The sequence below is a fragment of the Streptomyces azureus genome (assembly GCF_001270025.1).
GTDB classification, from domain to species: domain Bacteria; phylum Actinomycetota; class Actinomycetes; order Streptomycetales; family Streptomycetaceae; genus Streptomyces; species Streptomyces azureus.
This window is the reverse complement of record NZ_DF968203.1, coordinates 21,451-45,490: the sequence shown is the minus strand read 5'-3', so window position 1 is coordinate 45,490 and position 24,040 is coordinate 21,451. Positions and strand designations below refer to the sequence as shown.

The window sequence follows — 24,040 nt, the reverse complement described above, 5'->3', positions numbered from 1 at the left end:
CGTACGACACCGAGCCCCGCCTCCGGGACGACAGCACACCCTCGTCCGCCTCCGCCGAGCTGCCCGCCGAGGCCGAGCGCTAGCGCACTCCCGGCTCAGCGCTCGATCAGCCCCACGCGGATGGCGTAGCGGGTCAGTTCCAGACGGTCTCCTACATGCCGAGCTTCTGGAGCGGATTGGCGCGGTGGCGCCCCACCGTCTTGGGGCTGATGCCGGCAACTCGGCGGTCCGCTGCGAGGTGTGGCCCCCGGCGACGAGCTTGAGGACGTCCTCCTCGCGGTCGGTCAGGACGAGAATCCGCGTCTCGGGGCAGGTCCGGGACAGCTCCCGGGCGGCCTGGAGCCGCTCGTCGGCCTCATCCTGGCCACCGACCGCCGGATGTCGCCCCGGCCGCAGCAACAGGGCGTCGGCCGTGACGAGCACGAGGGCGTTCAGCCGGAAGATCCGCCGGAACAAGGGCGCCGCGTACCGCCTCCTCGACACCGTCGTGATCCAGCGTGTGCGCCGTCCGGCCGCGCCGCCATCCGTGCCACCACCCATCCTCGGCCGAACATCCGCCTTACGGCAGGGCGTTCGTGGGGGGCGGCCACCGGGAAGGATGAGGATTGGGCCTGATGGCGGACGCCGCTGGAGGAGGGAGAAGCTGAAGCCCTGGTGAGACCGGCCGCGCCGCGCGTCGGCGGGCTGTCTCCCTCCGTATCGCCACGAGGCCGACACCCCAGGACTTGCCATGGCCTCGGCCGTGCCCTGCCTCGAAGCGCTGTCGGGTTCCGGGAAGGAGAAGCCGTGCCCCAGTCCGAAGACCAACGTCTCGTCGACCTCGAAGCACGACTCGAGCGGGAGGACCCCAGGTTCACCCGGGCCATGAGATCAGGCCGCCCGGCCCGGCCCCGGGAGTACCGGCGAACCGGAGCCTGGTGGGCGCTGGCCCTCGGCGTGGCCGTCCTGGGCTCCGGCATCGCCCTGGCACAAGGGCTGCTCATCGCTGCCGGCCTGGTCCTCGTCGGCATGGCGGCCCAGCTGGTCGACCCGGACCCGAGCCGCCTGGGCCGTCAGCGGCAGAGGCGAGGGTGACCCGTGCGGCAGCCGGGACCTACGCCCCGGCCCACTTCCGCAGCAGCGCCTCGCGTTCCTCGCGCGGCGGCGTGCCCTCGGCCGCGTGGTCACGGCCCCAGGCGAGGAGGTCGCCGATGTCGGTGCCGCCGTCGGCGAGCCGCCGGAGGAGGGCGACGGAGAGCTCGTACTCGGGGGGCAGGTAGATCCCTCCGGCGACGGCCGCGTGCACATCCACCTGGACGGTCTCCTCGGCCGTCGCCACCTCCACGGAGAAGGCGGGTGGCAGCTGGCCGTCACCCGTGACCACGACGAGCGCGGCGTCGAAGGCCATGGACGCGAGCCTCCGCACCCCGGACCGCACGGGCACGTCGCGCGTCTCGATCCTGACCACCTCGTCCCAGGTCCAGAACCTGCCCCGGCCGGCCCCCAGCGTCTCGACGCCATGCTCGGACAGCCGCACCCCGGGGGCCGCCCCCTCGGGCTCGGCCCCCACGTACACCGAGTCCTCGCCGATCCAGAACAGGCCGACCATGGCCATGAACGCCTCCCGAAGCCGGTCCGGGGGAGAGCGGACCCCGCCCCCGTGTCGCCGTAGGAGACAGGCGGGACGGGCGGGAGGTTGCGGTCTTTCCGGCCGGACCGGCCGGGGGGAATACCGCCGTCAGGGTGGGGTCGTAACCCGTGTGAACGTCCTGGGTGGTGGGACGGACCGGCATGACTGACGGTGGTTCACGTCGAGGCCGGGTCCGTGAGCTGGCGAGGCGTCAGCGCCCGGCCCGCGACGGAAGGACTCACCGATGCGCTCTGCCCGCATGCTGCTCGCGACGGCCACGGCCACGGCCGCCCTCGCGATCACCGCACCCACCGCCTACGCCGTGACGATGGGTGACCGGGACCACGACACCACTTCCTACAGCAAGGAGCACGACAAGGACAACAACCACCACAAGCCGCGCGGCGGAGTACACACGGGTGGCGGAGCGCTGACCGCGGTGACCGCCGATGACGACTGGGACAGCGCCAAGCACGACCAGGACGCCCACAAGGACGACGAGCACGGCAAGCACGACGAGCAGGGCAAGCACGACGAGCAGGGCAAGCACGACGAGCACGGCAAGCACGACGACCACGGCAAGCACGACGACCACGAGAAGGACTCCCGGCACGGCGACAAGCACCACAAGCCGCGCGGCGGAGTACACACGGGTGGCGGAGCGCTGGCCCTGATGAACGCCAGTGACGACTCGGACAGCGCCAAGCACGACCAGGATGCCCACAAGGACGACGAGCACGGCAAGCACGACGAGCACGGCAAGGACGACGAGCAGGGCAAGCACGACGAGCACGGCAAGTACGGCAAGCACGACGAGCAGGGCAAGCACGACGACCACGAGAAGGACTCCCGGCACGGCGACAAGCACCACAAGCCCCGCGGCGGGATGCACACGGGTGGCGGAGCGCTGGCCGTGGTGAACGCCAGTGACGACTGGGACAACCCCAAGCACGACCCGGACACCTACAAGGACGGCGAGCACGGCGACGACTCCTGGGGCGACAAGGACGACGAGCACGGCAAGCACGACGACCACGAGAAGGGCTCCTGGCACGGCGACAAGCACAACAAGCCGCGCGGCGGGATGCACACCGGTGGCGGCGGCCTGGCCTCCTCGCCGGGCGTGACGGCCGGCGGTCTCGCGGTGCTGGCGGTGGCCGGCACCGGCCTGTACGCCCTGCGGCGCCAGAAGGCCTCACAGAGTGCGGCATGACCGAGGCCTGACCGCATAGCTGCCGCGGCCGCCGCACGTGTTCCTCGCGTCGCGGCGGCCCGGCTCGTCCTCCCGCATGCCGTGTCCGCTGCCGTGTCCGTTCCGCTGCCGTGCCCGAATGAGGTGGTCTCCGATGGCAGCCAGCCCCAGCCCCCCGTCTCCTGCCGAGCCCGGCCCCGCGCCGTCGAAGCGGCGATTCCGCACCGTCGTGTCGGTCTTCTGGGGGCTCGCCGCCCTGGTCCTGACCGTGAGTCTGGTCGCCGGCCGTGGTGAGTCGTCGTCCGACGCGGGCGGCCCGCCACACGCCCCGCCGGCCGTCCCGACGGCCGCGCCCGCCACCCCCGCCGCGGCGCCCTCGTCCGCGGCGCCGCACCGGACCACCGCGTCCGGAACCGGCCCCCGTCTGCCGCGGTCCCGGCCGGTCCGCCTGTACATCCCCAAGATCTCGGTGAACGCGCCCTTCACCGACCTCGCCATCGGCCGTTCGGGTCAGCTCGAACCACCTCCGGCCGACGACACCAACCTCGTCGGCTGGCACGCCAAGGGCGTCTCGCCCGGCGAGGCCGGAACGGCGATCATCGCCGGGCACGTGGACACCGCGACGTCCCCGGCCGTGTTCGCGGGGCTCAGCCAGCTGAAGAAGGGCGACCGGTTCCACGTGACGCGAGCCGACGGCCGCAGGGCGACCTTCGTGGTCGACGACGCCAAGTCCTTCGACAAGGACGACTTCCCCAGCGAGCGCGTGTACGGCGACACCCCCGACGCGCAGGTCCGGCTCATCACATGCGCGGGTGCCTACGACCGTCAGGCCCGGGACTACACCGAGAACCTGGTCGTGTTCGCCCACCTCGTCTGATTCCGGGTCCCCGGCCTGACATGGTGTCTTAAAGTGACTGCACCAGTTCAGGCGACTGTGGGACCTGTGAGGTATTCGCGAACCATGACGACCGAAACGTTTGAGTTCCAGGTAGAGGCGCGTCAGCTGCTCCAGCTGATGATCCACTCGGTCTACTCGAACAAGGATGTCTTCCTGCGGGAGCTAGTCTCCAACGCCTCCGACGCGCTGGACAAGCTGCGCCTGGAGAAGCTGCGGGACGACTCGCTCGACGCCGACGTGTCCGACCTGCACATCGAGATCGACGTCGACAAGGACGCCCGGACCCTCACCGTGCGGGACAACGGCATCGGCATGTCGTACGACGAGGTCGGACGGCTCATCGGCACCATCGCCAACTCGGGTACGGCCACCTTCCTGAAGGAGCTGCGGGAGGCCCAGGACGCGGCCAATGCCGAGGGGCTCATCGGCCAGTTCGGCGTCGGCTTCTACTCCGGCTTCATGGTGGCGGACGAGGTGACGCTGGTGACCCGGCGCGCCGGCGAGAGCCAGGGGACCCGCTGGACGTCCCGCGGCGAGTCCACGTACACGCTGGAGAAGGTCGACGACGCGCCGCAGGGCACCTCCGTCACGCTCCACCTCAAGCCCGCCGACCCGGAGAACCAGCTCCACGACTACACCTCGCCGTGGACGATCAAGCAGATCGTCAAGCGGTACTCGGACTTCATCACCTGGCCGATCCGGATGGTCCCGGAGAAGGGCGACGGCGAGGACGCGCCCGAGCCCGAGACGCTGAACTCGATGAAGGCCCTGTGGGCGCGGTCGCGCGACGAGGTGTCCGACGACGAGTACCACGAGCTGTACAAGCACATCAGCCACGACTGGCGCGAGCCGCTGGAGACGATCCGGCTCCAGGCCGAGGGCACCTTCGAGTACCAGGCCCTGCTCTTCGTCCCCTCGCACGCCCCGCACGACCTGTTCACGCGGGACTTCCAGCGCGGCGTCCAGCTGTATGTGAAGCGCGTCTTCATCATGGACGACTGCGAGGCGCTGCTGCCGCCCTACCTCCGCTTCGTCAAGGGCGTCGTCGACGCGCAGGACCTCTCGCTCAACGTCTCCCGCGAGATCCTCCAGCAGGACCGGCACATCCGGATGATGCAGCGCCGGCTGACGAAGAAGGTCCTGTCCACGATCAAGGAGATCAAGACCAAGGACGCCGACCGCTACGCGACGTTCTGGCGCGAGTTCGGCACCGTCCTGAAGGAGGGCCTGGTCACCGACTCCGAGAACCGGGACGCCATCCTCGCCGTCGCGTCGTTCGCCACCACGCACGCCGAGGACGAGCCGACCACGCTCGCGCAGTACGTGGAGCGGATGAAGGACGGCCAGGACGACATCTACTACATCACCGGCGAGTCCCGGCAGAGCATCGAGAACTCCCCGCACATGGAGGCGTTCCGGGACAAGGGCATCGAGGTCCTGCTGCTCACCGACGCGGTCGACGAGGTCTGGGTCGACGCCGTCGGCGAGTACGAGGGCAAGAAGCTGCGTTCCGTCGCCAAGGGCGAGATCGACCTCGACGCCGAGGGCGGCGAGAAGGCCGAGGGCGAGCGGGAGAAGCAGGCCGAGGACTACGCCGGACTGTTCGGCTGGATGCGGGAGCAGCTGGACGAGGACATCAAGGACGTGCGTCTGTCGTCACGGCTCACCGTCTCCCCGGCCTGCGTCGTCTCGGACGCGCAGGACCTGACCCCGGCCCTGGAGAACATGTACCGGGCGATGGGCCAGGAGGTGCCGCGCACCAAGCGGATCCTCGAACTCAACCCCGACCACCCGCTGGTGAAGAACCTGAACCAGGCGTACAAGGAGCGCGAGGACCGCTCGGGCCTCGTCGAGTCCGCCGAGCTGCTCCACACGCTGGCGGTGCTCGCCGAGGGCGGCCAGCCCAAGGACCCCGCACGCTTCGTCAAGCTCGTGGCCGACCGCCTGGAGCGCACGCTGTAGGCAGGGGAGCGGATCAGCGGGGGTCCGGGGCGTCCGCCGCCCGCGCGCCGGGCGGGGGCGTGCCGGTGCCCGGCGGGACGATCTCGCCCTGGACCACCCGCGGCGCGGCTCCCGCCCCGGTCTCCTCGTCCTTCGCGGCGCGTGCCTCGGCCTTGAGGATGCGGGCCGACTTGCCTGCCGACCGGGCCAGTTCGGGCAGCTTCCTGGCCCCGATCACGGCTATGACGACGATGAGGATGATCGCGAGCTCGCTCAGTCCGAACATGGTGTCCTGTCCTTTCTCGCCCGAGCCGGGCACGGCGCGAGCGTATCGGGCCGGGAGCACGGTGTAATCCCCGCCTCGGCATGCGCGACCGCCGGATGCCGGAGCAGATGGGGCAGGATGCCGTGGTCGAGCAGGGCCTGCCGCCAGGCGAGCCGGGCGTGCTCCACGCGGTCGGCCCGCCCGCCCAGGGCCGAGCGCAGCAGCGCGGCCAGGCCGAGGAGGCCGGTCACGGCCGCCACGAGCGCCAGCGTCCAGCCGGCCGCGACGAGCGACCCGGGCAACGGGCCCGGTGCGTCGGCGACTTGGAGCAGGCTGCCGAGCAGGAGCAGAGCCCCGGCGGATGTCGCCGCCACGAGCGGCGTGAGCACCGCGAGGGCGGGCAGCAGAGTGCCGGTGGCGAGCGGGCGCCGCGCGTCCTGCCAGGCGGCGGCCCGTGCGGCGAGGTAGGCGCGGTAGGGCTCGCCGGCCGCCGCCGTGATGTCGTCGGCGTGGGCGAGCGCGTGGGCACGCAGGTGCGCGGCCGTCCGGCCGGTCGGGTCGGCGCGCACGGCGCCGTGGATGTCCGCGGTGCTCAGCGCCAGATCCAGTACCGCTTCGAAGTCCGCGCGGTCCTCGGGGTGAAGGCGGGGCGGATCGGCCACAGGGTCTCCTTGTCGGTTGCTGTGTCGGACGTCGGTACCGAACGGAGTAAAATCTACAGCACTGTAGAAGTAGAGTGGAGTCGGCCCCGCGGATCTATACGATGTCCGCAGGGCAAGGCAGGGCGGCGAAGGGAGACAGGGCGGTGACGGAACCCCGGCAGCGCCCCCGGCGGGGGCAGGGCGAGCTGGAGGCGCTGGTGCTGTCGGCACTGCGGGAGGCGGACGGTCCGGTGACGGCCGGCTGGGTGCAGGAACGCCTCGGCGGTGACCTCGCGTACACGACGGTCATCACGATCCTGACCCGGCTGCTGGGCAAGGGCGCGGTCACCCGGGAGCGGGTGGGCCGGTCCTTCGCGTGGACGCCCGCCGCGGACGAGGCGGGCCTGGCCGCCCGGAAGATGCGCAAGGTGCTGGACGCCGAGAGCGACCGTGAGGCCGTGCTGGCCAGCTTCCTCACCGGCCTCGGCCCGGACGACGAGCGGCTGCTGCGTGACCTGCTGGATCAGGCCCATGGCGAGGGGGAAGACTGAAGCCTCATGGGGGTCTTCGTCTTTCTGCCACTGGTTCTCCCGCTCACGGCATGGCCGGTCGCGCGTCTGGCCGAACAGCATCTGCATCCGCGCACCGCGACCCGGTTGCTGACCGCGATGGCCGCGGTGCTGGCGCTGTGCAGCACGGTGTGCCTGGGGCTGGTCATGGTGGTCGGCACCGCCCAACTGCCCGGCAACCCGCTGCCCGACGGCTGGTCGGACCCCGAGGTGCGGGCGGCGGTGCCGTTCGATGAGGTCGTCGGCAAGGCCGCGATCCCCGCGCTGTGCGCGGTGGTCGTCGCCTGCGCCCGCTCGCTGTGGCGGCACGCCCGGGTGCGCCGCCAGGCCCACCGCGCGCTGTCCGGGCTGCCGGACACGGAGGTGGCCGTACTGCCGGACGGTGTTCCCTACGCGTATGCGCTGCCCGGTGGTCGCCGGGGTGGTGGTGCGCTGCGAGGCGGTCGCCAGGGTGGTGGTGTTCTGGGTGGCGGTGCTCGGCGTGGCGGTCGCCGGGGTGATGGTGAGTTGCATGGCGGTGCTCGGCGTGGCGGTCGTCCGGGCGATGGTGAGCCGCATGGCCGCGCCGGGCGCCGTGTCCGTGGTCGGCGCGGGGGGCGTGTCGTGGTGACCACGGCTCTGCTGGACCGGCTCCGGCCGGCCGAGCGCCGGGCCCTGTTCGCCCATGAGCGGGCGCACCTCGCCGCCCGGCACGACCGTTTCCTGCTCACCGTGCAGCTCGCGGCCCGGGCCAACCCGTTCCTGAGGCCGCTGCGCACGGCCGTGGCGTACACGGCCGAGCGGTGGGCGGACGAGGAGGCGGCCCGGGCGGTCGGCAGCCGCCGCACGGTGGCGCGTGCCATCGGCACGGCCGCCCTCGTCTCCCGGGGCACCCCGGCGCCCACGCTCGCGGGACTCGCCGCTCCGGGCCCGGTGCCGCGCCGGGTGGCGGCCCTGCTCGGCCCGCCACCCGCCGTACGCAACTGGCCCCCGGTGTCCACCTCGGTCGGACTGGCGGCGTGGGGCGCGGCCGCGGGAACGGCCGTGTCGGCGATGTCCTCCGCGAACTCCGCCGTCACGATGGTGCTCATCCTGCACGCCGCGACGCCTCTTTAAGGGGCCTCAGCCCCGCAGCCCGCCTCCACGGCGGACTGCGGCACTGCCGCGCGCAGACATGAGGTCAGCAGTTGCGTACGGGGTCGGTCTCGCTGTAGATCGCGGTGTCCTTCATGTAGCCGAGCTTCCCGTTGTCGGCCACGGTGAGCAGCCAGCGGGTCGGGTGCGGCCCGCCGACCCAGGCCTGGCCGTCCAGCTTGCAGTAGAACCAGCTGGGGTTGGAGTACATGTATCCGACCACCTTGGTGGGGTCGGGGTAGATGTGGTTGTTGCCGATGTATCCGTACACCGGTGCTCCGGACACGTTGCGGCACCAGGAGCGGATGCCGTCCCCGTCCGCCCAGCAGTTGTCGGCGGCGGAGGCGCTGGGCGCCATCGCGACGCCCAGGCCGGTCGCCAGAACCGTCGCCGCCAGGACCGAGCCGAGCTTCGTACGCATGGAACTCCCCCGTGGTCGTGGCCCGGGTCGGGCCGTGGTCATGGCCGCCGTGCCGTGCGGCGGCCATGACAACAGACGATGCGTGACGGCGTCCCGGTTGCGGAGGGGGACGTTCGATTCTCCGCAACCGCCCCCCGATACCGCGCCGTTCAGCCCACGACCCGGCCCAGCTCGATCCGGTCGATGTTCGGCGCCCAGGCGCTCGCGTTGCCGAACGTCACCTTGTTCGCGCCCTTCGCCAGGTCGACCGGGACACCGACGGTCCAGTAGTCGTCCCAGCTCCAGGTGTTCTTGAAGGTGACCTTCACCGGGTCCGCGGTCCCGACCGTGATGTCCGCCGTACGGGACATGATGTCCGTGTTGTAGGCGTGGCCGTTGTCCCGGCGGTCGTTGTGCGCGTAGTGGACGACCAGCAGGTAGCGGCCGGACCGGGGCGCGTCCACCGTGAACTCGGCGGTGCTGGAGGAGCTGTTGCCGAGCCAGCCGATGTAGGAGCCGGCGGACGCGTGCGGGGAGTCGACGAGCTTGGCGCCGCCGGCGAGCGTGGCCCTGGCGCCCTCGTAGAAGAGGGTGCCGACGGCCGAGCCGTCGCCGGAGACGTCGAGGGAGCGGACGGCGGAGTGGCCCGACGTCATCGCGATCCGGTTGTTGCCCGCGACCAGGTAGAGCCGCAGCGGGCGGCCGGGCGCGGCCGTGACCGTCTCCCCGTGCAGCGAGAGCTTCACGGCCGCCGAGGTCCGCGGCACCACCGTGTAGTAGCCGTCGCGCGGGGCGTAGACGTCGAACACCGCCTTGTCACCGGAGCGCAGGACCAGAGCGCCCGTGCCCACCCCGGCCGACGAGGTGTAGTCGTAGGACGGCTTGCCGCTGATGTCCGCCAGCGTGGCCTCGTAGGAGGCGGAGGGCGCGCCCGTCCGCGTGGTCAGGTCGATCCGGTCCAGGGTGACCTCGGCGTCGCCCTTCGACAGGGTCAGCTGGTGCGTGCCCGCCTTCAGCTGGACACTGACGTCCTTCTTGGCGCGGTACGTCCAGTTCTCCGTTGAGGGGTAGGTGACCGTCACCGGGGCGCCGCCGTCGACCGACAGCTTCTGCGTGGCGGGGCCGCCGGACTGGTTGCCGTACAGGATCGCCAGGTCGTACGTGCCGTCCTTCGGGACCGTCACCGAGAAGGCGACCTTGCTGCCGGGCTGGTTGAGCGAGCCGACGTCCTTGGTGCCGGAGGCCGCGTAGCCGTTGGCGTTCTGGACCGTGCCCTGCGTGTAGACCTTGCCGTCGGTGATCGCCGCGTCCTCGGCCTCGTACGACGCCGACCACGGGACGGAGGCGGCGGACGGGGTGCCGGAGCCGCCGGGGGTGAGGACGACCCGGTAGGCCGACATCTTGTGCAGGCCGCGCAGCGGGACCGTCACCGAACCGTCGTCCGCGACCTTCACCTTGGTGCGCGCGAGGACTCGCGGCGCCGCGTGCTGCCCCTCGTATCCGGACCAGGCGGCCTCGGCGACGGTCGCGGTGACCGTACGGCCGAACACCGACCTCGGGACGTTGCGCACGACCACGTCCGAGTCAGCCGCGGAGCCGCCGAGCAGGACCTGCGCCTGGCGGCGGGAGGTGTCGAGGGAGGCCAGCCCCTGGAGGGTGTCGATGGTGTTGGGCTGCGGCGGCGTCACCTTCACGGTGTTCCCGGTCATGCCCGCGTACCAGCGGAACAGCCACCAGCCGCCGTTGGGGATGTTGGAGCGCACGACGTGGCCGCTGAGGTTGCCGGCCGCGTCCCAGTACGCCATGTTGGCGTACACCTTGTTGCGCTCGAACATCGAGACCCACTGCACGAGTTGCCCGGGCACGGACAGGTCGCGGCGGTTGGCGTACTCGTCGATGTTGATCTTCAGCGGGGCTATGCCCGCCTCGCGCTCCAGCTTGCGGTAGTCGTCGTAGTGCGCCTGGAAGTCGCGCAGCGAGCCGGAGCCCAGTTCGTGCCAGGTCATTATCTGGGGGAGCACGTTCTCCCGCTTGGCGAAGGCGAGGAAGTCCTTCAACAGGCGGGTGTGGTAGGCGGCTTCGTTGGGTCCGGCGATCCTCGCGTCCGGGTCGATCGCGCGGATGCGCTGGTACACCGTCTTCCAGTCCTTGAAGAACCGGTCGCGGTTCTTCTCGTACTGTGCCTGGTCGGCGACGTCGAGCTTGTACCAGATCTGGTCCGGCTCGTTGAACGGGATGTAGACGAAACGCTCGCTGTTCGGGTCGGCCGAGACCTCCTTGACGATCTTGTCGACCTTGGGGAGGTAGTCGTCGATGCCGAGGTCCTCGTACGGCCACTTGGCGTACATGTCCTGCATCATCACGTTGATCTCGCCGCCACCGTTGCGGAAGAACGACTTGGAGACGGTGAGCGCGTCGCCGTTGGGGTGCTGGGCGCCGCCCTCCGGCTTCTGCGAGATGCTCGTGATCTTCAGGGGCGCCATCGCGGCGTCGCTGGGCACCCCGTCGTCGCTGAGCCCGTACAGCGAGCCGTTGGCGCCGAGCATCACCGGGCCCTCGGAGGCTTTGAGGTCGACGGTGAGGCGCTGTGGATCGGCCGCGGCGGCGGGCCCGGCCGCGGGGAGGGTGGCTGCCATGGCGGCTGCTCCAAGTAGTGCTGTCATCAAGGCGGTTCTGGTACGGGACCTCGTACCGGCTCTCGTGCGGGTGGGGGTGATCACGCTGCTGGACCTCCAGTCACTTCACGGCTCCACTGGTGATTCCGGACACGATCTTTCGCTGGCCGACGAGGAACACGGCGACCATGGGCAGGCTCATCACCACGACGTACGCGAAGACGAGATGCCAGTTGTTGAGGTAGAGCTGGGCGCTGGCGACCTGGTAGAGGTTGAGCGGCAAGGTCGCCCGGTCTCCGCCGCCGAGGACGAAGAACGCGTAGAAGATGTCGCTCCAGGCGTAGAGCATCACCATGATCGTCGCGGTGGCGATCACCGGCCGGAGCAGCGGCAGGACGATCCGCCAGAAGACGCGTGACGGGCTCGCCCCGTCCATCCGGGCCGCCTCCTCCAGTTCCATGGGGATGGCGCGGATGAAGCCGGTCATGAAGAAGATCGACGTCGACAGGTACATCCCGGTGTAGACGGCGATCATGCCGGGGCGGGTGTTGGAAAGGCCCAGTTGCCGCAGCTCCATCACGATGGTGATGACGGCGGGCGGCAGCAGCAGTCCGCTGATGCAGAGCGCGTAGGCCGCCGAGACCAGCTTCGACTTACGGCGGGCGAAGACCCAGGCGGCGCCCGCGCCCAGGATCAGCACCAGGACCACCGAAGGCACCACGACCAGCAGCGAGTTGAGGAAGCCGCGCAGCATCTCGCCCTCGCTGACGGCGTCCGCGTAGTTGCTCGCGGGCTGCCACTGCCGGGGCAGGTCCAGGTTCGGCTTGATCGCCTCCGCCTGCGGCTTGGCCGAGGTGACGGCGACCAGCCACAGCGGCACGCCGACGGCGAGGGCAGCGATGGTCACGATCAGAGTGGGGCGACCGATGCGCCACAGGCGTGGGCCGGCAGCTGGTAGGCTCTCCGGCGCGTTGCGCGAGAACCAAGCCAGCACATCTTCCTCCCTTCTTTCGGGGAACCGGGCTGGTTCCAACCCGGCTGGTGTTGATCGTGTGAGTCTCGATCGCTCGTTGAGCGACTGAGCTGCGTGAGCCAGGAATCCTGCTCGCTCGCGAGGAGGAGGGTTCAAAGCAGCTGCTCCCTTCGACGCAAGCCGAAGACAAGCGGGATCGCCAAGGCCACCACGATGAGGAAGAGCACCAAACTCATCGTGGAGGCTTGGGCGTACAGCCCTTGCCCGAAGACGCGGAACATGTAGATGTTGAAGACCTCGGTGGAGGCCGCGGGGCCCCCGCCCGTCGTGGCCTGCACGATGTCGAAGGTGTTCATCGAACCGATCAGCGCGGTGGTGACGTTGAAGGTGACGGCCGGCGCGAGCATCGGCCAGCGCACCGACCAGAAGGTCCGCCAAGGGCCCGCGCCGTCGCACTTCGCGGCCTCCAGCATCTCCCCGGGGATGCCCTTGAGCCCGGCCAGATAGATCAGCATCGACAGGCCCATCCACTTCCACCCGTGGATGAGCGTGACGATCACCAGCGTCCAGGTCGTCGAGCCCAGCCACGGGATGTCCGTGCCCAGCACGGAGTTGACGGCCCCGTCCTGGTCGAGCAGCGCCTGGAAGACGTAACCGGTCGCGAGTGCCGAGATCAGTACCGGCAGGAAGAACACGGCACGGAAGAACCGGTTGAAGCGGCTGTCGTCCTCCAGCAGCAGCGCCAGCACGAGCCCGAAGCCGTTCTGGAACAGCGCCGCCAGCAGCGCGTACACCAGCGTTGTCCGGATCGCCCGCAGCAGCGAGCCGTCCTCGGCGATGGTCCTGAAGTTGTCCAGGCCCGTGAAGGCGATGTCCGCGTGGTACGAGGACCAGTTGGTGAACGGGTAGTAGAAGTTCAGCAGGTTGGGCACCAGGAAGAAGCCCGCGAAGACGACGATCGCGGGGAGCGCGAACCACCAGGGGTGGTGCACGGCGGCGCGCGGGAGTCGCCCCACGCCCTTCGGTGCGCCTTGTGCAGCCGGCTGCTTGCGCGTACGTACGACCGTGTCCGTCATGGTCAGAACCCGGGTGCGCCCTGGGCCTTGGCCACCTGCGCGAACTGGTCCTGGATGGCCTGCGCGACCTGCTGCGGGCTCTTCTTGCCGAAGATCATGTCGGCGAGGTAGAGGTGGGTGTCGGGGGCGACGATCGCCTTGGCCTGGAAGACGCCGATGGCCTTGGGCAGGGCCGCCACCTGGGCCTTGGACGCCTCGGGCAGGCCGTCGGGGGTGGGCACGGACGGCTGCACGGACGGGATCTTCATCGTCTTGATGTAGTCCGGGTAGTCCGGCCCGAGCCAGAAGGCGAGGAACTGCCGGGCCGCGTTCTGCCGCTTGTCGTCACCGGTCTTGAAGGCGACGACACCGTTGGTCTGGTCGGGGGAGTACAGGCCCGTGGCCGAGGAGTTGGCGACCGGGAACCAGCCGATCTTCTTGTCGAGTTCGGCGGTGGAGTACTTGGCCTGCAACTGGCTCTGGAAGGACGTGACGTTGAGGACCATGCCGGCGTCGCCCTCCCACAGCGCGTCGGCCTGCCCGGTGAAGGTGCCCGTCCGGTAGTTCTTCTGGGCGAGCCCGGCGTCGAGCAGCTTCTCCTTGTACTTCTTGATCGTGCCGACGACGACCGGGTCGGTCCACTTCTTCTTGCCGGCGTTCAGATCGGCCCACCACTGCGGGTCGAGGTCGGTGAGCTGGACCTGCATCTGCCACTGCAGCGGCCACTTGTCGCCGCCGGCCTCGTAGAAGGCGGCCGCGTCGGTCTTGTCGACGACCTTGCGGCCGAGGGCGAGCAGCTCGTCGTAGGACGTGGGGAAGTCCTTCTCGCTCAGCCCGGCCTGCTTGAAGACGTCCTTGTTGTAGTAGACGCCGAGCATGGCGGGGCTGGTGACGATCGCCGCGTACCGCTTGCCGTCGATGACGCCGAGGGACCTCTCGGTGTCGCCGAGCCTGGCCTCCCACGGCTCCCCGCCGAGGGCCAGGAGGTTCTGCTTCGGCTGGATGAACGGCAGCGTGGAGATGGACGGCTGCCAGAACATCAGGTCGGGGCGGTCGCCGGAGGCAAGCTTGGTCGGCACGTTCTGCTCGTAGAGGTCCGGGATCGCCTGGGTGTCGACCTCGGCGCCGGTGGCCTTCTCGAAGGCGTCGATGACCTGCTTGGGCGCGTTCACCGTGTTCTGCGCGGTCCACATGGTCAGCTTCACGCCGTCCAGCCGGGCGGTCGGATTCACCGCCGTCCGCTTGGCGTCCGAACCGTCCGAACCGGAGTCCCCGGCGGTCGGGTCGCTGCACGCGGTGGCGGCCAGGCCGGCGGCACATATCAGCGCCAGGGCGGGGAGGGCTCTTCTGTTCATCTCGTGCCTTTCGGAGCAGGCGGTTCGGGTTCAGAAAGCGGGACTCACAACTTCCGGGGTCTTACGGGCTGTTCAGGCACCGGCTGTTCAGGCGTCGGAGGGCGGTGGCCCCGAGCTCTCCCGCACCACCAGTTCCGGTACGGACACGGGGTGCGGGGCGACCGGCGCGGACTCCTCCAGCACGCCGTGCAGCAGGGCGAACGCGGACCGCCCGAGGCCGGTGAAGTCCAGTCGTACGGTCGTCAGGGACGGGGTGAGGAAGGCGGAGTGCGGGGCGTCGTCGAAACCGGCCACGCTGACCTCGCCCGGCACCGAGCGGCCGGTCTCGTGCAGGGCGCGCAGGACACCGAGCGCGAGGTCGTCGTTGCCGCACAGGATCGCGGTGACGGACTCGTCCCGCGCCAGCTTCAACCCGGCCGTGTGACCGCCCGCGGGCCCCCAACTGCTCTGCACGGGGCGGGGTTCTGGGGCGCCGGCTTCCTTCAGCGCCTGCCGCCAGCCGCTGGTGCGGGCGCTGGTGCGGCGGGTGCTGGACGGGATGGCCACGTAGTGCACGGTCTCGTGGCCGAGGGACAGCAGATGGCTGGTCGCCTGGTAGGCGGCCTCGCGGTCGTCGGTCCACACCCACGGGCGGTCGCCGCCGGGCGGGCTCGCCGGGGTCTCGACCACGCCCACGACCGGCAGCCCGGCGGGCACGGCTCCCAGCGCCCGGACACCGGCCGGATCGTATGCGATCACGACGATCCCGCCGCCCGCGTCCGCCGCGCGCTGCACCTCGGCGGCGACGGCCGCGTCCTCGGCCGACTCCAGCACCCCTATCCCGACCGCGTACGACGCCGCGCGGGCGGCCTCCTCGATGCCCTGGAGGATCGAGGCGTAGCCGTAGTGGGTGGTGTTCGCGGTGAGCACGGTCACGGCCCGGCTGCGCCCGCTGGCCAGGGCGAGGGCGGTCGTGTTGCGGCGGAAGCCCAGTTCCTCGATGGCGGCGAGCACCCGCTCCCGGGTGGACGGCCGGACGCTGGGATGGCCGTTGATCACCCGCGAGACCGTCTGGTACGAGACCCCCGCGGCGGTCGCGACGTCCCTGATGCTCGCCGGGCGCCTTGTGTGACCGGTCACATTCATGCGAGGATTGTGACCGGTCACACTTGGGTCGTCAAGAGACCGTAACGAGGGATTCACGCGGGCCTCCCTCCCCGAGGACGGGGCGGGGTCAGGAGGGGGAGCACCTTGACCGGCACGGCGGATGCGGCGCACATGGCCTCCAACCAGCGGCAGCACGAGTTCACTTGGGGGCATCAAGCCCTCCGGTCCGATTTCGCGGTCGCCGCCGACGGGACCCTGCGGCTGGTCCGGCTGACCCACCCCGACGACGAGCGCCCCGCCACCCCGCACTCCGCGCTCCCGCTCGTGGAGCTCACCGCCCTCGGCCACGGCAGCGGCTGGTCCGGCCCCCGCTTCACCGGCACGGCCTTCGGAGCCCGGCTCGCCTACCGGACCCACCGCACGGACAGACTCGACGGCTGGGAGTGGCTGACCGTCGAACTCCACGACCCGGACACCGGGTTGACGGCGTCCGTCGAGCTCACGTCACCCGCCGGACTGCCCGTCCTGCGCTCCCGAGTCCGCCTCCGCAACGAGGGCCGGGAGCCGCTGGTCGTCCAGTCCGTCAGCAGCCTCCTGCTCGGCGGCCTGCCCGCCCCGGACGCCCTCGACGTCCACCGGGCCCGCAACGACTGGCTCGCCGAGTGCCGTTGGTACGCCGAGCCGCTGCGCGCCGCCGTCGCCGACATCCACGTCGACGTCCACCAGCACGACAGCCGGGCCGCCCTCGCCCTCACCGGGCGCGGCAGCTGGCCCACCGACGGCCATCTCGCCATGGGCGCGCTGACGGAGCGGGACGGCGGCCGGGCCTGGGTCTGGCAGGTCGAGTCCCCGGCCGGCTGGCGCTGGGACCTGGGCGAGCGCGCACACGGCACGTACCTGGCGCTGAACGGCCCCACCGACGCGGAACACCAGTGGCGGGTCCGGCTCGCCCCGGGCGAGGAGTTCACCACCGTGTACGGGGCCCTGGCACTCGGCTCCGACCTCGACTCCGCCATGGGCGCCCTGACCTCTTACCGCCGGGCGGTCCGCCGCCCGCACCCGGACCACACCGCCCTGCCCGTCGTCTTCAACGACTACATGAACACCCTGATGGGCGACCCGACCACGGCCAAGCTCCTGCCGCTGATCGACGCCGCCGCGGACGCCGGCGCCGAGTACTTCTGCATCGACTCGGGCTGGTACGACGACGACACCCGGGGCTGGTGGGACAGCGTCGGCACCTGGCAGCCCTCGCCGCGCCGCTTCCCCGACGGCGGCATCCGGGCCGTCCTGGACCGGATCCGGGAGCGCGGGATGGTGCCCGGGCTGTGGCTGGAGCCGGAGGTCGTCGGGGTGCGCAGCCCCGTCGCGGCCGAACTGCCCGACGACGCGTTCTTCCAGCGCGACGGCGTGCGCCTGGCCGAACAGGGCCGCCACCAGCTCGACCTGCGGCACCCGGCCGCCCGCGCCCACCTCGACAAGACCGTGGACCGGATCGTCGGCGACTGGGGCGTGGGCTACCTCAAGCTGGACTACAACATCGTGGTCGACCCCGGCACCCAGGCGCCCGGCGACCTCGCACCGGGAGCCGGGCTGCTGGGCCACGCCCACGCCTACCTGGACTGGCTCTCCGGCGTACTGGACCGCCACCCCGGACTCGTCGTGGAGAACTGCGCCTCGGGCGGCATGCGCATGGACGGCGCCACCCTGGCCGTCTCCCAGCTCCAGTCCACCAGCGACCAGCAGGACCCGCTGCGCTACCCGCCGATCGCCGCCGCCGCGCCGACCGCCGTCCCGCCCGAACAGGGCGCGGTCTGGGCCTACCCGCAGCCCGAGTTCGACGACGACCTGACGACGTGGACCCTGGGCGGGGCACTGCTCGGCCGTATCCACCTCTCCGGCCATCTCAATCGCATGCCGGAACACCAACTGGCCCTCGTACGGGATGCGGTCGCGGTCTACAAGTCGATCCGCGGGGACCTCGCGCGTGCCCTGCCCTTCTGGCCGCTCGGCCTGCCAGGCTGGACGGACGAGTGGCTGGCCCTGGGGCTCTCGGTTCCCGGTGACCCCACGGCCTACCTGTCGGTCTGGCGCCGGGGCGGTCCGGCCGAACTCCGTGTCCCCGTCCGGCATCTGGCGGGCCGGTCCGCCCGTGCGGAGGTCCTGCACCCGTCCTCCGCGGAGGCGGGTCGGGCCGTGTGGGACGGGGACGGGCTGACGGTGTCCGTGCCGCGCACGCCCGGTGTGCTGCTGATCCGGCTCACGCAGGACGGGTAGCCCAGAACGGTAGGCGGGGCGCTCGGCGTCAACCGCGTACGGCGCTCCCCTCGCGGACGGCATTCCGTTCCCGCGCCTGCTGATGTGCGTCCCGGCGGAACGCCCACGCCATCTCGGGCTCCACCACCCAGCGGAACAGCCGCCGCACCGGCGCGGTGCACAGCGCGGTCACGAGCACGGCCGCGACGACCGTCACGGCGGCCGCGCCCACGGGCCCGTGGACCCACGCCGGCTCGTACCAGCCCCAGAACTTGGACCCCTGGGCGACGAAGCCGTGCAGCAGGTAGCCGTACAGCGTCCCCGCGCCCAGCACCGTGAACCATGCGCGGCGCCCGGGCACCCACGCGAGGAAGCAGGCCACCAGGACCAGCGAGCAGCCGAAGGTCACCAGCGTCATCACGGGTCCGTACCAGGCGGGCGCGGCGAGTTCCTCGGCACTGTCGCGGTGGTAGAACCAGGCGCCGGTCATCCGCGGGACCGCCCAGTAGGCCACGACGACCGCGGCGGCGAAGACCGGCACGGCCAGCACACGCGCCGAGCGGCGGCGCACCAGCCGGAAGTGCTCCGGTTTCAGCAGCAGACCGAGTACGAAGTACGGCAGGAACTGAAGGGTGCGTTGCAGGTCGAGGTCGTTGCCGACGGACGACGAGAGCGTCGCCAGCATCGCGATGACGAGGGCGACCGGCAGCGGCCACCGCACGCGCCGCCACACCGGCGTGGTCAGCCGCCAGATGAACAGCGCCGCCAGGAACCACGTCAGATACAGCGGATCCAGCAGGCTCACGGGCCGGTCGGGTTCCTGGTCCGTCCAGCGTGTGAACAGCGTGTACGCCGTCTCGAAGACGACATACGGAACGGCGAGCCCGGTGACCAGACGCCTGACCCGCCCCGGGCTCGCGTCGAAGGAGCGCGAGAAGTAGCCGGAGATGACGATGAACGCCGGCATGTGGAAGGCGTAGACGACCATGTAGAGCGCGCTGACCGCCCGGCTGCCGTCCCGCAACGGCTCCCAGGCGTGTCCGATCGCCACCAGCACGATCGCCAGGTACTTGGCGTTGTCGAAGAACGCGTCGCGCTGCCCGTCCTGCTTCGGCGGGGCAGTGGCCTCGCGTGACGTGCTCGCCCCGGCCTCGCCGCGGGTGTCGGCGACGGGCCGCATGCGCAGGGTGTCCTCGCTCATCACGCCTCCCACGCGCGGTGCGGGGAACCGGGACGGGCGGATACGCGTCTTGCCGGGGTTACGGCGGTGGGGTGCCGGTGCGACATCCCCGCCGCCTGACCACTGCGGGGCGGAGTAAACCGCTTTCCGGTGCGGATGTCGCGCGGATCACACCCACGGGGATGATGCGGCCGTGCTGGAGAGTGACGGTGCCGTCGCGCCGGACGGTGACGGTGCCGCCGCGCCGACTGGTCGGGAACGGGCGGCACCGTCACACACACGACCCGGTCAGCTCACCGAGCAGGCGGCGCCGTTCAGCGTGAACGCCGTCGGGCTGGGGTTCGCCGTCGCCCGGGAGGCCGTGAAGCCGAGGGTGACCGAGCCCGCCGCGGGGACCGTCGCGGTGTACGGGGCGGCCGCGACGCTGACCTCGGAGCCGCTCTGCGTCGCCGTACCGCCCCAGAGGTTGGTGATGCGCTGGCTGTCCGGGAAGGTCCAGCGCAGGGTCCAGCCGTTGATCGCCGACGTGCCGGTGTTGCGCAGGGTGATCTCGCCCTGGAATCCGCCGGGCCAGCTGCTCGTCACGCGGTAGCCGACGCCGCAGGCCGCCGTCGAGCCGCCGGAGGACGTCGTGAACGTCACCGTGGCCGAGCGGGGCGAGCGGTTGCCGGCGGCATCACGGGCGTAGACGGCGAAGGTGTAGGAGGTGGCGGGGGACAGGCCGGTGAGGGCGGCGGTCGTCCTGGTCGTGGAGGTGACGACCGTCTCGGCGCCGCCGCCGATCCGGACCACGTCGTAGCCGGTGACGCCCGTCGCGTCGGTGGCGGCGGCCCAGGTCAGGGTGGCGGACGAGGAGGTCACCCCGGAGGCGGTCGGGGTGCCGGGAGCCGTCGGGGGAGTGGTGTCGCCTCCGCCGGAGGAGTAGATCGCGGCCTCCTTGGCGGTGGCGGCGATGCCGTTCGCGCCGTTGAAGAGCCGCTGTCCCCAGCTGGTGAGCTGGTCCGGGTCGAAGTTCGTGACCATGTCCAGGTACTCGACGCCGCCGCCGTTGCCGCTCCAGGACCAGCCGAGGTAGCCCAGGCGGAGCTGCTGGGCGACGGCCAGGATGGTGTCCTCGTCGGGGTTGCCGTCCGAGTGGTCGTGGCCGAACTCACCGACGACGATGGGGAGTTTCGCCCTGACGAAGCGGTTCAGATAGTCGGTGATCTCGGCGGCGGTGTCGAAGACGCCGTACATGTGGATCGAGAAGATCGTGTTGGCGTCGGGGTCGGCGGCGAAGACCGAGGCGGCGTTGTCCCGCATGGTGAACGCCCAGTCCTGGCCCCAGTTGGGCGCGTCGACCATGATCGTGTGGTCGAACCCGGCGGTGCGGAGCTTCTGGATCGCCGCCTTGGTGTCGGCCGTCCAGCCCGCGTAGTTCGTGTTGCCGTACGGCTCGTTGCCGATGTTGACGATGACGTAGTCCTCCTGACCGGTCAGCGCGCTCTGCACGCTGATCCAGTAGTCGGCGGCGCGGGAGAGCGTGGCGGCTCCGCTCTGTTCGCCGTACCCGGTGGTGTCGTGCACCTCCAGCACACAGATCAGCTTGTTCTGCTTGCACTGGGCGACCACGTTCGCCACGTCGGCGGTGTCGTTGCGGGTCCAGCGGTCACCGCTGGAGAGGACCACGCGGACGGTGTTGGCGCCCTTCGCCTTGATGTGGGAGAGGGAGCTGATCCGGTCCGGGAACCAGGTGTGGGCGTGGTTGACGCCACGCATCACGAAGTCGTTCCCGGACGCCTCCAGCAGCCGGCCGTTGTCGATGCGGAAGCCGGTGGGGGCGGCGTGCGCCGGTGTGCCGAGGGAGAGGAAGGAGAGCAGGAGTCCGAGGAGGGCGACGGCCACGGTGGCCACGCGTGGGGTGGGGGCGGTGCGGGGTCTCATGGCGGCTCCAGAGGTGGGGGCGGATGGGATGGGGCCTGTTCCGGGTCGCGTCCAGTCCCGGGGAGGGAGCGGGGGGTGTGCTGCCGGGCCGTCGCGGTGAGTGTGCTGCCGGGCCGGTCCTGATCCGTGCCGGGTGTCAGTCGGCGGAACTCTTCGCCGTGCACGTGACGGTCGCCGCCGGGGCGCCGGCCGTTGCCGGGGCGGTGGCGACGAAACCGAACGTGGCACTCGCGCCGGGCGCCAACGCCCCGTTCCACGCCGCGTTGGTGACGGTGGCCGTACCGTCCGCGGCCGTGCTGAGGGTGCCGTTCCAGACCTGGCCGATGCGGGCGTCGCTCGCCGGTACGACCACCGCGCTCCAGCCCGAGGCGGCGGAGGCGGACGTGTTCGTCACGGTCACCTCTCCCTGGTAGCCGCCCTGCCATGTGGAGACAGCCCGGAAGCGGGCCGCGCAGGCCGCGGGGTCCCCCGGGTCACCCGGGCCGCCCGGGTTCTGCGGGACACCCGCGTCGAGGACCGCCGCCAGGGCCGGGAACCAGCGGGCGGCGATCTTGTTGTCACCGGAGGCGTTGGGGTGCACCCCGTCGTAGGTGTCCGTGGCGGTGCTGAAGCCCGTCCACTGGTCGACCACGGTGATCGGGGATCGTTCGGTGCTGGTGGCCCGGGCCCAGTCGGGGATCCGCGCGTTGAAGTCGACGACACGCTGAGCGCAGGCCGCGCAACTTCCCGGCGCCATGGGGATGAGCTGCGCGACAAGGATCCGCATGTCCGGATTCGAGGCCCTCATCTGCGTCACGAGCTTGGTGTAGGCGGCCAGGATGCGGTCCGGGGCGATGCTGCTCCACACGTCGTTCGTGCCGAAGTGCATGACAACGATGTCCGGGCGGGTGGCCGCGAGCCTGCCCGGCAGCAGGTTCTGGTCGGCCACGTTGGTCACCAGCTCACCGCCGCGCCCCTCGTTGTCGCCGTCGTGCGCCTGTCCGCAGCCCTGCGGCGGGAGGGTGCCGACGAAGTCGATGTCCGTGTACCCGCTGTTCAGCAGCCGGTTCCAGAGCACCGCTCGCCAGCAGCCCGGCGAGCCGGTGATCGAATCGCCGAGCGGCATGACGCGGACGGGGTCCGCCGCCGGTGCGGCCGTGGCCCGGGGCGCGAACGTGAGACCGAGGGGGAGGAGCAGCGCGGCGAGGAGGCCGAGAACCGGGATGATGCGTAAGCGCGAGGAGGGGCGGCGGGTTCTGCGCATGGTGATCCCTTCCCTGGGTGAGGTGGGAGCGCTCCCATGCATCAAGCCACTGTTGTCACTGACGCGTCAAGAGGGGTGGGGCAACTCGTGCGGTGCCGCGCGGAAGCCGGCGGACTGACGAGCGTGACGGGGGAGCCCGGCGGCGAAGCGGCAAGGGCCGGCGCGTCGAGGTGGATCCGCTGAGTTCGTTGCTGTCGGCGATGGTCGACCAGACGTCCGCCTACGCCGTCGTGGGCGTCGTCCCGGCGGGCGCATGGGCAACGCCCGTCCGAGCGTCGACCAGACGTCCGCCCACGCCGTCGTGGGCGTCGTCCCGGCGGGCGCATAGGCAACGCCCGTCCGAGCATCGCCCCCTATGAGACCTCCCCACCGCGGACCGGCGGCTCGCGCCCTCGCCGACGGCGACCGGTTCCGCACGGACCCGGAACGGGGTGGCTCATCGCGACGAGTTGCTCGAGACGCTGGGGGAACGGCTGCGCACGGCCGGTGCAGACTCATCGGTCCGCCTGCTGCCGGCCGCCGGCGTGCCCGCCGGGCCGCCCGTGAACACCCTCGACGAGGCGTTCGCCTTCGCCGACCGGCTCGGGCTGCCGGGCATCGTCGCCGTGCCCGCGCCGGCCGGCGGCGCCGAGTCCCGGCAGGTCGCCTGCCCGGTCACGCTGAGCGGGTCGCCAGCCCGGTGCCGTCTGCCGCCGGCGGCTCCCGGGAAGCATAAGGGGGCGTCTCGGTTGGCTCCGGGCGCGTAACTCGAGCGGTGACTTGTTGGCTGGCATAAGGAGTTGACGTCTGAGAAGTACTCAGATCTCCTGCTGCGATGTCTGATCTTCGGTTCCAACAGCCTGACGGCGATGCCACTCTCCAAGACTGGCAGCACGTCCACAATGTGGTCATCCCGACCCACGTCCTGTCCATGGAAGAGGTACGGGAACGTTCCGAGCGCCACCACCTGGAGATCGCGTATCTCGGTGACGCAGTCGTGGGCTGCAGCACGGTACGCCCGCCGACGGACAACACTCTGACGGCGACAGTGATCGCCCGGGTGCTTGCCGCTTACCGTGGACAGGGATTCGGCGAAGCGCTCTATGGGCGTGGGCTGCACCGGGCGCGGGAGCTGGGTGCCAGGGTGATCGAGACCGTCGTCCTGTCGTCGAATGAGGACGGTTTGCGGTTCGCGCAGAAGCACGGGTTCATCGAGACCGAGCGTTACCTGTTGCCGGGTGACACCATCCCCTGGATCGACTTGCGGCTTTCCTGACCACGACTGGCCTGAAGCTCGTTGCTCCGAGCATGGCGACAGTCGAACAGCTGGTACCGGACGGAGTGTGGGAACTGTTCCAGTGTGTGGCGCCGGAAGCACCGCGGCGTCCGCAGGGCGGGGACCGGCGCAGGTGCGATGACCGCGCAGGCGTCGCCGCCCAGCCAAGCTGCACGCCGACAAGGGCTACGACTTTGAGCACCTGCGCCACAGGAACATCGTGCCGCGCACCGCCCGCCGGGGCGTCGAGTCCTCTGCACACCTCGGCTGCCACCGCTGGGTGGTCGAGCGCACGATGGCCTGGCTGGCGGGCTGCCGTCGGTTGCACCCTCGATACGAACGCAAAGCTGAGCATTTCCTGGGCTTCGTAGGTGTCGCCAGCGCCTTGATCTGTATCGACGCGCCACCACCTGAGACGACCTCTGAGGGGGGAGGTTTTCGGGGTAGGGGCCCGGGCGCCTCCGGCCAGGC

Annotated in this window: 20 protein-coding genes and 3 pseudogenes; 10 read left to right on the top strand and 13 right to left on the bottom strand. The window is 70.9% G+C overall.

Features of this window, described 5'->3' with window-relative positions:
• Nucleotides 1-95 precede the first annotated feature (95 nt).
• Nucleotides 96-288 (bottom strand): annotated as a pseudogene (locus AOQ53_RS45760) (LuxR C-terminal-related transcriptional regulator); the annotation flags it as partial.
• Nucleotides 289-786: 498 nt separating this feature from the next.
• Here AOQ53_RS45760 and AOQ53_RS04195 point away from each other — a divergent pair.
• Nucleotides 787-1,074, top strand: a complete 288-nt coding sequence (locus AOQ53_RS04195; RefSeq protein WP_059415072.1) for a DUF3040 domain-containing protein — start codon at nt 787-789, stop codon at nt 1,072-1,074.
• A gap of 19 nt (nt 1,075-1,093) precedes the next feature.
• On the opposite strand, the gene AOQ53_RS04190 is transcribed toward AOQ53_RS04195, so the two are convergent.
• Complete coding sequence (locus tag AOQ53_RS04190; RefSeq protein WP_059415071.1) at nt 1,094-1,594, bottom strand: hypothetical protein; 501 nt, start codon at nt 1,592-1,594, stop codon at nt 1,094-1,096.
• A gap of 259 nt (nt 1,595-1,853) precedes the next feature.
• Here AOQ53_RS04190 and AOQ53_RS04185 point away from each other — a divergent pair, with 259 nt between their 5' ends.
• The 3 genes from AOQ53_RS04185 (at nt 1,854) to htpG (ending at nt 5,661) form a co-directional block, all read left to right on the top strand.
• Nucleotides 1,854-2,822 carry a hypothetical protein gene (locus tag AOQ53_RS04185; protein WP_059415069.1) on the top strand — a complete coding sequence of 323 codons (969 nt, stop codon included), beginning with the start codon at nt 1,854-1,856 and terminating at the stop codon, nt 2,820-2,822.
• 133 nt (nt 2,823-2,955) lie between these two features.
• Nucleotides 2,956-3,678, top strand: coding sequence for a class F sortase (locus tag AOQ53_RS04180; RefSeq protein WP_059415067.1), 723 nt, complete (start codon nt 2,956-2,958; stop codon nt 3,676-3,678).
• An 84-nt stretch (nt 3,679-3,762) separates the two neighbouring features.
• Nucleotides 3,763-5,661 carry a molecular chaperone HtpG gene (htpG, locus tag AOQ53_RS04175; protein ID WP_059415065.1) on the top strand — a complete coding sequence of 633 codons (1,899 nt, stop codon included), beginning with the start codon at nt 3,763-3,765 and terminating at the stop codon, nt 5,659-5,661.
• A 13-nt stretch (nt 5,662-5,674) separates the two neighbouring features.
• Here the strand turns inward: htpG and AOQ53_RS04170 are convergent, their stop codons facing one another.
• Both AOQ53_RS04170 and AOQ53_RS04165 read right to left on the bottom strand, forming a co-directional pair.
• The gene (locus AOQ53_RS04170; protein WP_059415063.1) at nt 5,675-5,926 is read right to left on the bottom strand and encodes a twin-arginine translocase TatA/TatE family subunit; all 252 of its coding nucleotides are present in this window, start codon (nt 5,924-5,926) and stop codon (nt 5,675-5,677) included.
• Nucleotides 5,914-6,567 carry a hypothetical protein gene (locus AOQ53_RS04165; RefSeq protein ID WP_059415061.1) on the bottom strand — a complete coding sequence of 218 codons (654 nt, stop codon included), beginning with the start codon at nt 6,565-6,567 and terminating at the stop codon, nt 5,914-5,916. The genes AOQ53_RS04170 and AOQ53_RS04165 overlap by 13 nt, the downstream gene beginning before the upstream one ends.
• Before the next feature lie 143 nt (nt 6,568-6,710).
• On the opposite strand from AOQ53_RS04165, the gene AOQ53_RS04160 reads away from it, so the two are divergent.
• Together AOQ53_RS04160 and AOQ53_RS40325 are read left to right on the top strand one after the other, a co-directional pair.
• Entirely contained in the window at nt 6,711-7,097 is a 387-nt protein-coding gene (locus tag AOQ53_RS04160; RefSeq protein ID WP_059415059.1) for a BlaI/MecI/CopY family transcriptional regulator, read from the top strand.
• A gap of 6 nt (nt 7,098-7,103) precedes the next feature.
• Nucleotides 7,104-8,210, top strand: coding sequence for a M56 family metallopeptidase (locus AOQ53_RS40325; protein WP_059415057.1), 1,107 nt, complete (start codon nt 7,104-7,106; stop codon nt 8,208-8,210).
• A gap of 64 nt (nt 8,211-8,274) precedes the next feature.
• Here AOQ53_RS40325 and AOQ53_RS04150 read toward each other — a convergent pair whose 3' ends face one another.
• The 6 genes from AOQ53_RS04150 to AOQ53_RS04125 form a co-directional block, all read right to left on the bottom strand.
• Nucleotides 8,275-8,649, bottom strand: coding sequence for a hypothetical protein (locus AOQ53_RS04150; protein ID WP_059415055.1), 375 nt, complete (start codon nt 8,647-8,649; stop codon nt 8,275-8,277).
• Between the two features lie 149 nt (nt 8,650-8,798).
• On the bottom strand, nt 8,799-11,264 hold the full coding sequence (locus AOQ53_RS04145; protein ID WP_059415053.1) for a CBM35 domain-containing protein: 2,466 nt from the start codon (nt 11,262-11,264) through the stop codon (nt 8,799-8,801).
• A 100-nt stretch (nt 11,265-11,364) separates the two neighbouring features.
• Nucleotides 11,365-12,150 (bottom strand): carbohydrate ABC transporter permease, encoded by a 786-nt coding sequence (locus tag AOQ53_RS04140; RefSeq protein WP_236711563.1) that lies wholly within the window; start codon nt 12,148-12,150, stop codon nt 11,365-11,367.
• A gap of 218 nt (nt 12,151-12,368) precedes the next feature.
• A complete protein-coding gene (locus AOQ53_RS04135) occupies nt 12,369-13,292 on the bottom strand; it encodes a carbohydrate ABC transporter permease (RefSeq protein WP_059415052.1) in 924 nt (307 codons plus the stop codon).
• 2 nt (nt 13,293-13,294) lie between these two features.
• The gene (locus AOQ53_RS04130; RefSeq protein WP_059415050.1) at nt 13,295-14,626 is read right to left on the bottom strand and encodes an ABC transporter substrate-binding protein; all 1,332 of its coding nucleotides are present in this window, start codon (nt 14,624-14,626) and stop codon (nt 13,295-13,297) included.
• Nucleotides 14,627-14,713: 87 nt separating this feature from the next.
• Nucleotides 14,714-15,751, bottom strand: a complete 1,038-nt coding sequence (locus AOQ53_RS04125) for a LacI family DNA-binding transcriptional regulator (protein WP_059415049.1) — start codon at nt 15,749-15,751, stop codon at nt 14,714-14,716.
• Between the two features lie 105 nt (nt 15,752-15,856).
• Between AOQ53_RS04125 and AOQ53_RS04120 the strand changes: the two genes are divergently transcribed.
• Nucleotides 15,857-17,989: an alpha-galactosidase gene (locus AOQ53_RS04120; RefSeq protein ID WP_408055135.1), complete on the top strand. Its 2,133-nt coding sequence runs from the start codon at nt 15,857-15,859 to the stop codon at nt 17,987-17,989.
• Nucleotides 17,990-18,017: 28 nt separating this feature from the next.
• On the opposite strand, the gene AOQ53_RS04115 is transcribed toward AOQ53_RS04120, so the two are convergent.
• From AOQ53_RS04115 to AOQ53_RS04105, 3 genes are all read right to left on the bottom strand, one after another.
• Nucleotides 18,018-19,169: an acyltransferase family protein gene (locus AOQ53_RS04115; RefSeq protein ID WP_059415048.1), complete on the bottom strand. Its 1,152-nt coding sequence runs from the start codon at nt 19,167-19,169 to the stop codon at nt 18,018-18,020.
• Between the two features lie 267 nt (nt 19,170-19,436).
• Complete coding sequence (locus AOQ53_RS04110; protein ID WP_059415047.1) at nt 19,437-21,071, bottom strand: cellulase family glycosylhydrolase; 1,635 nt, start codon at nt 21,069-21,071, stop codon at nt 19,437-19,439.
• Nucleotides 21,072-21,207: 136 nt separating this feature from the next.
• Entirely contained in the window at nt 21,208-22,314 is a 1,107-nt protein-coding gene (locus AOQ53_RS04105; RefSeq protein ID WP_059415046.1) for a GDSL-type esterase/lipase family protein, read from the bottom strand.
• 425 nt (nt 22,315-22,739) lie between these two features.
• Between AOQ53_RS04105 and AOQ53_RS04100 the strand changes: the two are divergent.
• The 3 genes and pseudogenes from AOQ53_RS04100 to AOQ53_RS40315 form a co-directional block, all read left to right on the top strand.
• A pseudogene (locus tag AOQ53_RS04100) lies at nt 22,740-23,060 on the top strand (CoA transferase); the annotation flags it as partial.
• A 68-nt stretch (nt 23,061-23,128) separates the two neighbouring features.
• Nucleotides 23,129-23,569, top strand: a complete 441-nt coding sequence (locus AOQ53_RS04095) for a GNAT family N-acetyltransferase (RefSeq protein ID WP_059415043.1) — start codon at nt 23,129-23,131, stop codon at nt 23,567-23,569.
• A 145-nt stretch (nt 23,570-23,714) separates the two neighbouring features.
• A pseudogene (locus AOQ53_RS40315) lies at nt 23,715-23,963 on the top strand (transposase); the annotation flags it as partial.
• Between the last annotated feature and the right edge of the window lie 77 nt (nt 23,964-24,040).

Coding starts and splice junctions, on each gene's coding strand:
- AOQ53_RS04190 (WP_059415071.1), bottom strand. CDS start 1,594: ATGGCCATGGTCGGCCTGTTCTGGATCGGCGAGGACTCGGTGTACGTG.
- AOQ53_RS04185 (WP_059415069.1), top strand. CDS start 1,854: ATGCGCTCTGCCCGCATGCTGCTCGCGACGGCCACGGCCACGGCCGCC.
- AOQ53_RS04180 (WP_059415067.1), top strand. CDS start 2,956: ATGGCAGCCAGCCCCAGCCCCCCGTCTCCTGCCGAGCCCGGCCCCGCG.
- htpG (WP_059415065.1), top strand. CDS start 3,763: ATGACGACCGAAACGTTTGAGTTCCAGGTAGAGGCGCGTCAGCTGCTC.
- AOQ53_RS04170 (WP_059415063.1), bottom strand. CDS start 5,926: ATGTTCGGACTGAGCGAGCTCGCGATCATCCTCATCGTCGTCATAGCC.
- AOQ53_RS40325 (WP_059415057.1), top strand. CDS start 7,104: ATGGGGGTCTTCGTCTTTCTGCCACTGGTTCTCCCGCTCACGGCATGG.
- AOQ53_RS04150 (WP_059415055.1), bottom strand. CDS start 8,649: ATGCGTACGAAGCTCGGCTCGGTCCTGGCGGCGACGGTTCTGGCGACC.
- AOQ53_RS04145 (WP_059415053.1), bottom strand. CDS start 11,264: ATGGCAGCCACCCTCCCCGCGGCCGGGCCCGCCGCCGCGGCCGATCCA.
- AOQ53_RS04135 (WP_059415052.1), bottom strand. CDS start 13,292: ATGACGGACACGGTCGTACGTACGCGCAAGCAGCCGGCTGCACAAGGC.
- AOQ53_RS04130 (WP_059415050.1), bottom strand. CDS start 14,626: ATGAACAGAAGAGCCCTCCCCGCCCTGGCGCTGATATGTGCCGCCGGC.
- AOQ53_RS04125 (WP_059415049.1), bottom strand. CDS start 15,751: ATGAATGTGACCGGTCACACAAGGCGCCCGGCGAGCATCAGGGACGTC.
- AOQ53_RS04115 (WP_059415048.1), bottom strand. CDS start 19,169: ATGAGCGAGGACACCCTGCGCATGCGGCCCGTCGCCGACACCCGCGGC.
- AOQ53_RS04110 (WP_059415047.1), bottom strand. CDS start 21,071: ATGAGACCCCGCACCGCCCCCACCCCACGCGTGGCCACCGTGGCCGTC.
- AOQ53_RS04105 (WP_059415046.1), bottom strand. CDS start 22,314: ATGCGCAGAACCCGCCGCCCCTCCTCGCGCTTACGCATCATCCCGGTT.
- AOQ53_RS04095 (WP_059415043.1), top strand. CDS start 23,129: ATGTCTGATCTTCGGTTCCAACAGCCTGACGGCGATGCCACTCTCCAA.